The 12,553-nt window shown below is 70.3% G+C and carries 11 protein-coding genes; 7 read left to right on the top strand and 4 right to left on the bottom strand.

Features of this window, described 5'->3' with window-relative positions; translation table 11 throughout:
- Positions 1-222: 222 nt before the first annotated feature.
- The 3 genes from ACZ7DL_RS03970 to ACZ7DL_RS03960 form a co-directional block, all read right to left on the bottom strand.
- A complete protein-coding gene (locus ACZ7DL_RS03970) occupies positions 223-1,224 on the bottom strand; it encodes a C40 family peptidase (RefSeq protein WP_470771233.1) in 1,002 nt (333 codons plus the stop codon).
- Positions 1,225-1,316: 92 nt separating this feature from the next.
- On the bottom strand, positions 1,317-2,102 hold the full coding sequence (locus ACZ7DL_RS03965) for a trypsin-like serine peptidase (RefSeq protein ID WP_470771231.1): 786 nt from the start codon (positions 2,100-2,102) through the stop codon (positions 1,317-1,319).
- 154 nt (positions 2,103-2,256) lie between these two features.
- Positions 2,257-3,180: an oxidoreductase gene (locus ACZ7DL_RS03960; protein WP_470771230.1), complete on the bottom strand. Its 924-nt coding sequence runs from the start codon at positions 3,178-3,180 to the stop codon at positions 2,257-2,259.
- 89 nt (positions 3,181-3,269) lie between these two features.
- Between ACZ7DL_RS03960 and ACZ7DL_RS03955 the strand changes: the two genes are divergently transcribed.
- The 7 genes from ACZ7DL_RS03955 (at position 3,270) to ACZ7DL_RS03925 (ending at position 11,642) form a co-directional block, all read left to right on the top strand.
- Positions 3,270-3,875 carry a TetR/AcrR family transcriptional regulator gene (locus tag ACZ7DL_RS03955; RefSeq protein ID WP_470771228.1) on the top strand — a complete coding sequence of 202 codons (606 nt, stop codon included), beginning with the start codon at positions 3,270-3,272 and terminating at the stop codon, positions 3,873-3,875.
- A 616-nt stretch (positions 3,876-4,491) separates the two neighbouring features.
- Positions 4,492-4,800: a hypothetical protein gene (locus tag ACZ7DL_RS03950; RefSeq protein ID WP_014673544.1), complete on the top strand. Its 309-nt coding sequence runs from the start codon at positions 4,492-4,494 to the stop codon at positions 4,798-4,800.
- A 171-nt stretch (positions 4,801-4,971) separates the two neighbouring features.
- A complete protein-coding gene (locus ACZ7DL_RS03945) occupies positions 4,972-5,799 on the top strand; it encodes a DUF8175 domain-containg protein (RefSeq protein ID WP_470771227.1) in 828 nt (275 codons plus the stop codon).
- Positions 5,789-7,132, top strand: a complete 1,344-nt coding sequence (locus ACZ7DL_RS03940; protein ID WP_470771225.1) for a hypothetical protein — start codon at positions 5,789-5,791, stop codon at positions 7,130-7,132. The genes ACZ7DL_RS03945 and ACZ7DL_RS03940 overlap by 11 nt, the downstream gene beginning before the upstream one ends.
- Positions 7,129-8,685 (top strand): SCO6880 family protein, encoded by a 1,557-nt coding sequence (locus tag ACZ7DL_RS03935; protein ID WP_470771224.1) that lies wholly within the window; start codon positions 7,129-7,131, stop codon positions 8,683-8,685. Before ACZ7DL_RS03940 ends, ACZ7DL_RS03935 begins: the two co-directional genes overlap by 4 nt.
- A 14-nt stretch (positions 8,686-8,699) precedes the next feature.
- The gene (locus ACZ7DL_RS03930; protein WP_470771222.1) at positions 8,700-10,112 is read left to right on the top strand and encodes an ATP-binding protein; all 1,413 of its coding nucleotides are present in this window, start codon (positions 8,700-8,702) and stop codon (positions 10,110-10,112) included.
- A gap of 12 nt (positions 10,113-10,124) precedes the next feature.
- Entirely contained in the window at positions 10,125-11,642 is a 1,518-nt protein-coding gene (locus ACZ7DL_RS03925) for a type VI secretion protein (protein ID WP_470771220.1), read from the top strand.
- 78 nt (positions 11,643-11,720) lie between these two features.
- Here ACZ7DL_RS03925 and ACZ7DL_RS03920 read toward each other — a convergent pair whose 3' ends face one another.
- Entirely contained in the window at positions 11,721-12,281 is a 561-nt protein-coding gene (locus tag ACZ7DL_RS03920) for a GNAT family N-acetyltransferase (RefSeq protein ID WP_470771219.1), read from the bottom strand.
- Positions 12,282-12,553 lie beyond the last annotated feature (272 nt).

Below are 12,553 nucleotides of genomic sequence, written 5' to 3'. Positions count from 1 at the left end.
GGCCCCTTCGTCGTCTTCCCGGACGCACCTCGTGTGCGCCGCTCCTGCCCCCCGTGATGTGTAGATCCGCTTCCGCTGCACTGCCGCACTGACGTCCGCTCGGCTACGTCAACAGGAACGCACAGCCACCATCAATACGTTCCACTCTCCACTGAATGATCACGCAGACGTTATCGAAGAGAGACTCGTCGCCGCAGCTCAGGGGGTGGGGTCCCGGTCGGTTCACACGGTCGTGGGGAGCGCTTTTGCGCCATCTTCGGTCACCCGGGTCGCGCCGAAGTAGTCGGGGGTGTCGATCGGGTCGAAGCGGATCACGGCGCCGGTGCGCGGGGCGTCGATCATGTACCCGCCGCCGACGTAGATGCCGACGTGCCGGATCGCCCGGGAGTCGGTGTGGTCGTCGGAGAAGAAGACCAGGTCACCGGGGAGCAGTTGGTCCCGTGAGGGGTGTGGTCCGGCGTTGTACTGGTCGTTGGCGACCCGGGGCAGGGTGATGTCGACCTTCTCGTACGCGGCCTTGGTCAGGCCCGAGCAGTCGAAGCGGCCGCCCTGGTCGGCGGTGCCGTTGCCGCCCCACAGGTAGGGCGTGCCGAGCCGGCTCTGCGCGAAGGCGATGGCGCCGGCGGCCTGCCGGGTGGGGTCGATCCGGGTGACGGGCGCGGCGAAGCTCTTCTCCAGGCTGCGGATCCGCTGGACGTAGTTCCGGGTCTCGCTGATGGCGGGCACCCCGCCCGACCGGATGACGCGGTAGGCGCCCGCGTTGTAGGCCGCGAGCATGTTGTCGGAGGTGTTGCCGGGCACGTCCTTGACGTACTTCGCGAGTTCGCAGTCGTACGAGGCGGCCGACGGGATCGCGTCGTTCGGGTCCCAGATGTCGCGCTTGCCGTCGCCGTTGCCGTCGATGCCGTGGGTCGCCCAGGTGCTGGGGATGAACTGGGCGATGCCGCGGGCGTCGGCCGGGCTGACGACCGTCGGGTTCCAGCCGCTCTCCTGGTAGAGCTGGGCGGCGAGCAGTGCCGGGCTGAGCGCCGGGCACAGGTTGCCCCACTTCTGCACCAGCTCCTTGTAGGCGGCCGGTACGGCGCCCTTGGCGAGCCCCCGGCTGCCCGACGTCACCCCGTTGACCAGGTTTCCGGCCACGATGTACACCCCGACGACGAGCAGCATGACGAAGCCCATGCCGAGCGCGACGGCCGCCCCACCGATCACCCATACCTTCCGCACGGTTCAACTTTCCCCCATGCCGACCCCGTTCGAAGCCATTTGGGCACGAAGTGGCGCCATTTCACAGGCGGGCAGGCCGGAGTGACGTCCACTCAGCCCGTGCGGGAGCCGGTCGTCGCCTTCCGGTACAGCGCGGCCGCCTCGCCGCCGAGGACCACGCTGTACGAGGTGTCGGCCGTGGCACCGCCCTGCTCGTGGCCGCCGAGGACGCCGACGACCTGACTGTCGCCGTTGACCCAGGGGCTGCCGCTGGTGCCGCCGGTGAAGCCGGGGCAGTCGATGCGCTGCTGCGTACTGCTGTGCAGGGCAGGCTTGTTGGTGCAGGTGATGGGCGTCTCACGGAAGTCGGGGTAGCCGGTGACGGTGACCGCGGTGGCGCCGGTGGCCACCCCGGGGGTGAACCGGTTGCCCCCGACCACGTCCTCCAGCCGTCTGCCGTCCCGTTCGGCGACGGCGGCGAAGGCGAGGTCGCTGTCCTCGTCCTGGTCCTGGTCCTCGGCCCAGCCGTCGGGCAGGAACCGCTCGGTCACCTTCCACACCCCGTAGGGCGCCTGCCCGTTCCGGTAGCCCGGCACGAACACCAGGTCGTCGTCGGTCCCGGCCACGCAGTGCGCGGCGGTGACGATGAGGTCGCCTTGGGAGCTGTGCACCACGGAGGCGGTGCAATAGTGGCCGCCGGCCAGCCGGTCCGCCCGGTCGGCGCCGAACAGCGCGCCGACCCGCAGGCTCTGCCGGGTCGCGACGGTGTCGGCGGTGACCCCGAGGGGCCCCGGCCCGTCGTCGGCGGCGGCCACGGAGGCCGAGGTCAGCGCGAGCAGCACCACAGCGCCGAGCAACGCGGGCCGCGAGGTGACCGAGATGCGTGAGATGCGCTTCATCAGCCCCCACCCTGTCCCACGGAGGTGAGAAACCCGCTCGGACTTCCCTCAGATTTTCCTGTGAATCCCGGCCCGCCCGCCACCGCAGCGACACAGGCCCCAGGTGAGGGGGGTGACGCCGGCCCGGTGCCGCCGAGTCCGGCGGCCGTTGCCGTCACCGCACCGTCGCCGTGAGCGGCCACCGCACGCCCGTCAGCTCCTCCGACAGGGTCCACAGCCGCCGGGCCGCCGCCGGGTCGCTCGCGGCCGTGCTGCGGCCGACCAGGGTCGGGGCGCCGCGCATCTCGGCCGGGCCGTCGGGGCCGACGTAGGCCGCGCCGGGCAGGTCCTGGGTCGCCGCGTACAGGGTCGGCAGCGCGCCGGCCTTGTCGTCCTGGGCCAGGAACCTGTTGCCGACCTGCATGAACAGGCGGGCGAACGGGTTGGCGGCGTGGCTCTGGAGGTTGGTCGCGGACCAGCCGGGGTGGGCCGCCAGGGCGCGCACGGCGGACCCGGCCTCGGTCAGGCGCCGCTGGAGTTCCAGGGTGAACAGCAGGTTGGCCAGCTTGGACTGGGCGTAGGCACGGGTGGGGGTGTAGTTCCCGCGCAGGTTCACGTCCTCGAAGTGGATCACCTTGTCGCCCATGCGGTGCGCTCCGGACGAGACCGTCACCACACGGTCCGTCACATACGGCAGGAGCAGGTTGGTCAGCGCGAAGTGCCCGAGGTGGTTGGTGCCGAACTGCATCTCGAAGCCCTGCCGGGTGCGCTGCTCCGGCAGCATCATCACGCCCGCGTTGTTGATCAGCAGGTCCAGCGGGCGGTCCCAGGCCGCGGCGAACTCCCGTACGGAGTCCAGGTCCGCCAGGTCCAGCCGGCGCACCTCGGTGCTGCCCGCGACCCGCGCCGCGGCGGCGCCGCCCCGCGCGAGGTCCCGTACGGCGAACACCACATGGGCCCCGGCCCGGGCCAGCGCCTCGGCGGCGGCCAGGCCGATGCCGCTGTTGGCGCCGGTGATCACGGCCGTACGGCCGGTCAGGTCGGGGAGTCGGGTCGCGTTCCACTTGCGCGCGGTGCGCGCTTCGGTCGTCTCAGCCATACCCCCAAAGTAGGCACCGACAACAATGCTGTCAATGACAACAATGGTGGCGGCGCCAACAAAGCTGACATCGACAACATCGGGATACGATGGTGCGCATGCCCACCAGCCGCCCCTACCACCATGGAGACCTGCGCGCCGCCCTGCTGAGGAGCGCCGAGCGCACCCTGCGTGAGAAGGGGGTCGGCGCGCTCTCCCTGCGCGAACTGGCACGCGAGACCGGCGTCAGCCACGCCGCCCCGGGCCGGCACTTCAAGGACAAGCAGGCCCTGCTCGACGCCCTGGCGCTGGACGGGTACGAGCGGCTGAACCAGGCCCTGGCCACCGCGGCCGACCGCCCGGTCCCGTCCTTCGAGGAGCGGATGACGGCACTCGCCCGCGCCTACCTCGGGTTCGCCGTCGAGCACCCGGAACTGCTGGAGCTGATGTTCGCGCGCAAGCACGACCCCGACAGCTCCGCGCAGCTCGCGGCGGCCGTCGACCAGTCCTTCGGCTCCTTCACCAGGATGATCGCGGACGCCCAGGAGCGGGGCGAGATCGTCGAGGGCGACCCCGAGCGCATCACCCTGGCCGCCGCCGCGGGCCTGCACGGCCTCGCCGCCCTCATCGCCAGCTGCGCCCTGGAGGCGGACGAGGCGCTGGCGGGCCTGGACCAGCACGTCCACCTGCTGCTGCACGGCCTGCGTCCGCGCTGAGCCGCCTTTCGGACGGCTGTGCGTGCCCTGTCCGCCCGGTCAAGCACCGCCCAGCACACAGCCGTCCCACCGCCATCGAGCGGTAAGCCCGGAACCCGCTCCGGTAACGCGGAAGTCAGGGCTCCGAAAGCCTCGCCGGCGCCTACGTCCTGGCCGGCACCCCGTCAACCGGCAGCCACCTGGCCGAGTTCGTACCGGGCCGCCGGCACCTCCGCCCTGAACGACGTCACCAGCGGCAGCAACGGCACGTGACGGAAGACGGGCCACGGCACCCAGCCGTGGCCCGTTCTCCCGTTTCCCGGCCGGAACCCTGTCCGCTTTCCGCCCCCGCCCGTGAGAACATCGACGCGACTCCTCACCCGACCGGCCGTCAGAAACCCTGCCGGGCCGTAAAGGAGGTCAACGAGAGAACCACACGACAGGTTCCGCACCGACCTCGTTGCCCGGCGTGACCTGCCGTGATACACAGAGTGACCGGGCGGGCCATGTGTACGAAACCCGCCGGCCAATGACGTCAAGTCGACATACGTCGGCGACGTTGTCGGCGACAATGGGGCCTGACCTCTGCACACCGCAGGGGCGCTCGCGGAACTACCCACCAGGGGCGGTGACTTACATGCTCTTTGCGGCCGACAAGGGAGACATCAACACCATCATCGGCGGGATCGCTCCGGACTGGGGCCCCTTCGGCAGCCTGGGCAACGAGGCCAAGGTGATGATCGAGGTGGTCATGGCCGTGGCCATCCTCCTCTGCCTCGGCATCGCGGTCTGGGGTGCGGCCAAGCAGCGCATCGGCGCCACGGCCCTCCGGGACACCTTCAGCGCGGAACAGGGCAAGGGCCTGATCATCGCCGGCCTCACCGGAGTCTTCATCATCGGCTCCCTCGGCACCCTGTTCACCATCGTGTACGGCATGGCGGTGTAGCCCCAGGCCTCCCGGGCACGCCCGACTGCGGCTGTCCCCTCCACCCCACCCGTCCGTCGTGCCCACCGGCTGAGGTTGCGTTTCCCTGATGTCGAGTCACCACACCGCGCCCGCGCGGGAACCAGCACGGCTACCGTCGTATGTCTACGAGGGTGAGGGAGCGCACACGGCATGAGTCCCGGAGACGACCAGGCCTACACCGACTACCCCGAGACGGGCCGCACCCGAACCCGCCTCCCGGAATCCGACCCCTACGGCGGCGCCCCCCGCCGCCCCCACCGCTCCTCCTCCAGAAGCCTGGTCACGGTGGTCGGCGTAGCAGTCCTCCTCATCGCCGCAATCGCCTTCGCGAACCGGGGGGACGACTCGGGGTCCGACGACACCGTCACCAAGGGCTCCCGCCCCCAAACGTCCACCACAGCCCCCTCAGGCACCCACCCGGTACAAACCAAAACCGGCACCATCCCCTCGGGCTACGCCCACACGGACCAGGGGGCCCAGAGCGCTGCGGCGAATTATGCGGTGGCGTTGGGGTCGGCGGACATGTTCAACAAGCCCAGGCGTGACGCGGTCCTCCAGGCCGTCATCTCGCCCTCGCGCGTGGTGAGCTCCGAGGCAGACTTCGACAAGGCGTACACCCCCGCCTTCAGCAAGAGCTTCGGCTTGAACGATGACGGTACCGCTCCCCAGGGCTACACGTTCGTCTCACGTACGAGTCCCATCGGCACGAAGGTCACCGAGGCCACCAGCGACACGACCACGGTTGAGGTCTGGTGCAGCGGCCTGCTCGGTCTCGCGGGCGAGAAGTCCACGAACCCGGTCACCAACAGCTGGTTCACCATCACGATGAAACTCGAGTGGGCTGCGGGCGACTGGAAGATCGTCACGCATTCCCAGAAGGAAGGCCCGGCGCCCGTTCCCGGCGACGACAAGGCCTCCAGTGCCGATGAGATGTCGAAGGCTGTCGACGAGTACGGAGGGTTCACTTATGCCCGCTAACCGCCGCGTACTCACGCTGGCCGGCGCAGTCACCGCCATGCAGACGGCCGCAGTCCTCATGGGCGCACGCGCCTTCGCCGCGCCCACCCCTCCGTCCTCGCCCTCATCCACGCCCACGCCCACGAAGAGCAGTGACAACTGTGACCTGATCCACGGCGCGGCCCGGGAATTCTGTGAGAAGGACAGCGGCTCCTCCAAAGGCTCCTCCGGCCTACCCAACACCCCCCTGACCGACACCCTCGACCCCCTCGCCTCCCTCGCCAAGGGATGTGCCGACGCTGCCTCGTGGACCATCGGGAAGCTCAGTGACGCCGTGAAGGAGACCGCCACGGTCGACTTCACCAATCAGGCCTTTCTCAAGCAGTACGCCATCGTCTTCGCCGCCTCCACGGTGCTGACCGTCCTGCTGTGGCTGCTGGCCGTAGCCAAGCGCGCAGTGCGCGGCGTGCCGCTGACCACCGCCATCTCCGAGGCCGTCGGCTTCCTCTGGCTCACCGTGCTGGCCTCCGCCTTCACCCCGCTGATCCTGTACACCGTCGTATCGGCGACAGACGGCGTCACGGACGTCCTCGCCAAGGCCACCGGCGACCAGGCCGACACGTTCTTCGGCACCTTCTCCGGCGCCCTGAAGAAGGGCAACGACATCGGCGGCGGACCGATCATGCTGATCGTCGTGTCCCTGGTTAGCATCCTCGCCGCCGGCGTCCTCTGGCTGGAGCTGGTCATCCGCGCCGCCCTGCTCTACGTCGGCGCCCTCCTCGGCACCGTCGTCTACGCCGGCCTGGTCGACAAGAACCTCTGGGGCCACGTCCGCCGCTGGGCCGGCATCATGATCGCCGTCATTCTCGTGAAGCCGGTCATCGTCATCGTGCTCGGACTCGCCGGAGCACTGTCCGGCGACAACGGCCCCGACGCCTTCTCCGCCGTCGTCTCCGGCCTCGCCATCATCCTGCTCGCCATCTTCGCCAGCGCGATGATCTACCGCTTCGTCCCCGGCTTCGGCGACGAGATCGCCGGCTCCCGCAGCAACCGCATCATGCAGGGCGCCGAGAGCAAGGCCGCTGCCGTCATCAGCTCCCCCGCCACCCTCGTCGCCCAGGGCATCAAGACCCACAGCTCCCGCGCCGACAACAACGGCGGCGGCCAGAGCAGCACCCCCCGCGCGGCCAACCCCGCCACCGGCGGCGTCGCCGCCCACAGCAGCCGTACCCCGACCGGGGGCACCGGCGGAGCCGTCCCCTCCGCCGCGCCCGCGCCCCGCGCGTCCAGTCCGGTCAACACTCCGCACGCCAGCAACACCCGCAACAACCGCACGGGAGGTGAAGGGCGTTGACGACCGAGTCCCACCTGTCCCATCCGGTCACGCCCCGCCGTACGTATCTCATCGGCCGCGCCCGGCCCAACGCGATCGTCGGCCGGAACCGCGAGTCCGGCGAGATCGCGCTGATCATCGTCGGCGCGTTCCTCGGCATGATGTGCGGCCTCCTCGTCCCGGTGCTGTCCCTGCGGATCGTGCTGCTGATGGGCTTCCCGCTGCTCGCGCTCGCCGCCGTCTACGTGCCGTACAAGCGCCGCACCTTCTACAAGTGGTTCGAGATCAACCGCTCGTACAAGCGGACCCTCAAGCGCGGAGCCGCCTACCGGTCCGGCGCCATGGAGGCCGGGATCCGGCTCGACGGACGGGAGATCGAGGTCGGACCCCCGCCCGGCATCGGCCACATCAACTGGCTCGCCGCGCCCTTCGGACCCGACGAGATCGCCGTACTGCTGCACGCCGACCGCAGGACGGTCACGGCCGCCATCGAGATCGAGGGCCCCGGCGTCGGCCTGCGCGACTCCGAGGACCAGGAGGCCCTGGTCGACCGCTTCGGCACGCTGCTCAAGCACGTCGCCAACGGCGACGGATTCGTCACGCGGCTCCAGATGCTCGCCCGCACCCTGCCCGCCGACCCGGACGCGCACGCCAAGGACGTCACCCTGCGCGGCGACGAGCGCTCCCCGGACTGGCTCCAGCGGTCCTACGACCAGCTGCAGTCCATGGTGTCCACCAGCAGTGAGCAGCACCGCGCCTACCTCGTCGCCTGTATGCACTACACCCGCGACCTTGCCGCCGAGGCACACGCCATGGCCCGGGCCGTCCGCGCCCACGGCGGCAAGGTCGACCGGGACGCCGGACTCGCGGTCGTCATGGCCCGCGAGCTGACCGACATCTGCTCGCGGCTCCAGGAGGCCGACATCCGGGTACGGCAGCCGCTCGGCCAGGGCCGGCTCGCCTCCCTCATCCACTCCATGTACGACCCGGACCACCCCATCGACCACATCCAGGCGATGACCAAGCGCAACGCCTGGCCGGCCGAGCTGGACGCCATGGAGCCCACCTACCTCCAGGCCAAGACCCGGGAGTCCAGCACCCGCGCCCCCTGGTGCCATGCGACGGCGTGGGTGAAGGAGTGGCCCATGACCCCGGTCGGGGTGAACTTCCTCGCCCCGCTCCTCGTCCACACACCGGACGTCATCCGAACGGTCGCAGTCACGATGGATCTCGAGCCCACCGAGGTGGCCATCGAACGCATGCTGACCGAGAAGACCAACGACGAGGCCGAAGCGTCCCGCGCCGCCAAGATGAACCGGACCGTCGACCCCCGTGACATCGCCGCGCACAACCGCCTCGACCAGCGAGGCGAGGATCTCGCCAGCGGCGCCGCCGGGGTCAATCTCGTCGGCTACATCACCGTCTCCGCCCGCTCCCCGGAGGCCCTCGCCCGCGACAAGCGCACGATAAGGGCCTCCGCCGGCAAGTCGTACCTCAAGCTGGAGTGGTGCGACCGAGAGCACCACCGCGCCTTCGTGAACACACTTCCGTTCGCCACCGGCATCCGAAGGTAGGGGCTGATTCGCCGATGCGGGATCCGCTGTCCGTCCTCACCGAGGCCTTCACCTCCTTCCTGTTCGGGAAGGTCGAGACGACCCGGCTGCCGGTACGCACCTCCACGGGCCAGGCCCAGGCCGTCTACCTGCCCACCGCCGCGCCCGGCCTCGGCGACTCCGGTGTCATCATCGGCCGCGAGGTCTACTCCGGGAAGGGCTACATCTACGACCCGTTCCAGCTGTACGGCCAGCAGCTGCCGGCCCCGCACTGGCTGGTCCTCGGCGAGTCCGGCAACGGCAAGTCGGCGCTGGAGAAGACGTACGTCCTGCGCCAGCTCCGCTTCAAGGACCGCCAGGTCGTCGTCCTGGACGCGCAGGGCGAGGACGGCGTGGGCGAGTGGAACCTCATCGCGCAGGAGCTGGGGATAACGCCTATCCGGCTCGACCCCATGGCCGCCCTGGACCACGGGATCCGGCTCAACCCCCTGGACCCGGCCATCACCACGACCGGGCAGCTCGCACTGCTCAGGACGATCATCGAGGTGGCGATGGGCCACGGCCTGGACGAACGGTCCGGCTTCGCCCTGAAGGTCGCCCACTCCTACGTCAACGAGACGATCGTCGACCGCCAGCCGGTCCTCACCGACATCGTGGAGCAGCTACGGCACCCCGAGCCGGAGTCGGCGGAGGCGATGAACGTCGCCGTTGACGACGTACGGGCCTGGGGTCTGGACGTCGCCCTGGTCCTCGACCGGCTCGTCGACGGTGACCTGCGCGGCATGTTCGACGGCCCGACGACGGTCGGCATCGACCTCGACGCGCCCCTCATCGTCTTCGACCTGTCCCACATCGACCGCAACTCCATCGCCATGCCGATCCTCATGGCGATCGTCGGCGTCTGGCTGGAGCACACCTGGATCCGCCCCGACCGGAAGAAGCGCATCTTCCTGGTCGAGGAGGCGTGGCACATCATCAACAGCCCGTTCGTGGCCCAGCTGTTCCAGCGGCTGCTGAAGTTCGGGCGCCGGCTCGGCCTGTCCTTCGTGGCGGTCGTCCACCACCTGTCCGACGTGGTCGACGGGGCCGCGGCGAAGGAGGCGGCGGCCATCCTGAAGATGGCGTCGACCCGGACGATCTACGCCCAGAAGGCCGACGAGGCACGGGCGACCGGCCGGGTGCTGGGTCTGCCCCGGTGGGCGGTCGAGATCATCCCGACCCTCACCCCCGGCATCGCCGTCTGGGACGTCAACGGCAACGTCCAGGTGGTCAAGCACCTGGTCACGGAGACGGAACGGCCGCTGGTCTTCACCGACCGCGCGATGACCGAGTCCTCCAGCGAGCTGGCGGCCGACGACGCCCTGCGCGCGGCCGAACGGGAGGCCGAGCAGCGGGCCGCGGCCTTCGTGGAGCAGCACCTGGGCGACTCCGAGTCCACAGTGGCGTAGAGGGAGTGCAAGGTGAGACCGGACGACCGCCGTGACAGCCGCCGGGAAGGCCAGGGCGGCATCCCCGACGGCCTGCTGCTCGGCGTACTCGCGTTCCTCCTCGGCATGACCGTGCTGGTGTGGACGGCCACGGGCCTGGCCGCCTGGTTCGCCCAGGGCGGCTGGCCCGACGGCGTCACGTTCACCCGCACTCCCCTGGCCATGCGCCACCTCATCGGCCGGCCGCACGATCTCACCGGCGCCTGGCCGGAGACCCCGCCGGGCCAGCTGTCCGGCTGGGGCCTCTTCTGGGGCCTCCTCCTCGGCCAGCTGATGATCCTTTTCGTCCTCACCGTGTTCGTGATGGGCACGGTGGCCCGGTGGCGGGCGGGGAAGGCCCTGCAGCGGGCGGACCGGGCCGCAGGGAAGCCGGTGCCGGGCCCCGCCCCGCAGGCGGCGCCTGCCGAACCGGTGCACGAGGTGCCTGCACCGCGCAGCGAACCGCAGCCACGTCCGCAGCCGCAGCCCCAGCCGCAGCCGCAGCCGCAGCCGACTGAGCGTCTTCACGAGGCGGCGGCACCGGACCCCTCGGGCGCGTTGCCCGCCGACGGCGACCGGGTGGGCGGATGGGAAAGGCTCCTCATCGCCCCCAGGGAAACCCGCCAAGCGGCCGCGACCCAGGCCGTACGCGACGCGGAAGGGCCCCTCCTCCTCGTCACCTCGAATCCGGCCCTCTGGGTCGAAACCAAGGACACCCGGGCCAAACTCGGCCCCACCCTCCTCTACGACCCCACGCACCTCTGCGACACCCCGGCCCGCCTCCACTGGTCTCCCACCGCGGGCTGCGAGGACAAGCAGACGGCGGTGCGCACAGCCACCGCACTCCTCGCCCCCGTACGCCCCAGCGCCAAGATCGACCAGGCGCTCGCGGACACGGCGACCATCCTCCTGCGCAGCTATCTGCACGCCGCGGCCCTGGAGAACCGCACCATCCGGCATGTCCACCGCTGGTCCCAGGGCACCCAGGTCCAGGACGCCGTCCGTACCCTCCGCACCCATCCCAGGGCAGCCCCCGGCGCCGCGGGCGAGCTGGAAGCGGCGCTCACCGCGCACCCGGAACGCCGGGACATCGCGCAGGAGCTGACCAGCCGGGCGCTGTCCGCCCTCTTCACGGTCAACGTCCGCGAGGCCTGCACCCCAAACCGAACTGATGCGCTCGCCTTGGATTCCTTCGTCCACGAAGGGGGCACGCTTTATGTGGTCGGTGAATCCATCGAGGACCCCAGGAGCAATCCGGGCGCGATGCCGCTCCTGACGGCCCTCGTCTCCAGCGTGGTCGAGCACGGCCGGCGCATGGCCGAACGGTCATCCTCCGGTCGGCTCGACCCACCACTCACCCTGGTCCTGGACGACATCGCGGCCGTGGCCCCCTTCCCCGAGCTGCCGGACCTGCTCGACGCCGGAACAGACCAGGGCCTGCCGACGCTCACCCTGCTCCGCTCCCGCGAACAGGCCCGCTCCCGCTGGCCGCACCGGGAACTGCCGGTCTGAGAAACAGAGCCGGTTCGGGAACGCAACCAGTCCGGGAACCGAGCCGGCCCCAGCACGAAGCGGTCCGCGGACCGGGGTTCACCGCTCCAGCACGAACTCCAGCTCGTTCTGCGCCTCGTTCTTCGAGAACGGCACCTCCACACCGCTCGGCTGGAAGCCGATCCTGCGGTACGCCGCCTGCGCCCGCGTGTTCTCCGCGTGGACATACAGCCGTATCCGCTCGGCCGCGCGCTCCCACGCCCAGGCCACACCGGCCTCGAACAACGCCTCGACCAGGCTGTTCCCCCGGTGCTCGGGCCGGACGAACACCCCCACTACGTGCCCCTGCCGCCGCTCGACCGGAAACCCGGCCCAGTCCTTCGTCCCGGCCTCCTCGATGAGCACGGTCACCGAGCCCGCCCAGCTCCCGTCGGGCGCCTCGGCGATGAACTGGAGGGCTGACGCGGATCCTTCGCCGGACCCGACGGCCCGGTCCTGCCAGAAGGAGTCCGGCCGGGCCGCGGCCTCCTCGTAGCTCTCCAAGAAGGCGAGGTGCGCGACCGGGTCCCGCAGCGCGTCCAAGCGCAGCTGCTTCACCCGCTCCCAGTCGTCGGGACGTATTGCGCGAATGACGTAGTCGTTCCTGGTCAGGAGGGTCATAGGGCAACCGTAGACCAGGGGTTGACGGCGGCACCGCGTATTTGGCGGCATGACCGAGCTTCGTGATCGGCCGCACGCCGCAACCAACCTGTACTGGAAGGGGCGGGAGGTACCCGGCCGCCGAGGCGGGACCGTGGACACGGCCGGCGTGACGTGCTGGCAGCCGTCAGTCGTCTGTAAACGCAGAAAACCCCCGCACCGGAAGGTGCGGGGGTTTTCCCAAAAATTGTTCGGCGGCGTCCTACTCTCCCACAGGGTCCCCCCTGCAGTAC

Source organism: Streptomyces sp. NPDC036984 (assembly GCF_055607665.1).
The sequence above is the reverse complement of the archived record's forward strand: the minus strand, read 5'-3'. Positions and strand labels throughout refer to the sequence as shown.

Excerpts from the sequence above, each read along its gene's own strand:
- ACZ7DL_RS03945 (WP_470771227.1), top strand. The coding sequence starts at position 4,972 with ATGAGTCCCGGAGACGACCAGGCCTACACCGACTACCCCGAGACGGGC.
- ACZ7DL_RS03960 (WP_470771230.1), bottom strand. The coding sequence starts at position 3,180 with ATGGCTGAGACGACCGAAGCGCGCACCGCGCGCAAGTGGAACGCGACC.
- ACZ7DL_RS03930 (WP_470771222.1), top strand. The coding sequence starts at position 8,700 with ATGCGGGATCCGCTGTCCGTCCTCACCGAGGCCTTCACCTCCTTCCTG.
- ACZ7DL_RS03965 (WP_470771231.1), bottom strand. The coding sequence starts at position 2,102 with ATGAAGCGCATCTCACGCATCTCGGTCACCTCGCGGCCCGCGTTGCTC.
- ACZ7DL_RS03920 (WP_470771219.1), bottom strand. The coding sequence starts at position 12,281 with ATGACCCTCCTGACCAGGAACGACTACGTCATTCGCGCAATACGTCCC.
- ACZ7DL_RS03940 (WP_470771225.1), top strand. The coding sequence starts at position 5,789 with ATGCCCGCTAACCGCCGCGTACTCACGCTGGCCGGCGCAGTCACCGCC.
- ACZ7DL_RS03955 (WP_470771228.1), top strand. The coding sequence starts at position 3,270 with ATGGTGCGCATGCCCACCAGCCGCCCCTACCACCATGGAGACCTGCGC.
- ACZ7DL_RS03950 (WP_014673544.1), top strand. The coding sequence starts at position 4,492 with ATGCTCTTTGCGGCCGACAAGGGAGACATCAACACCATCATCGGCGGG.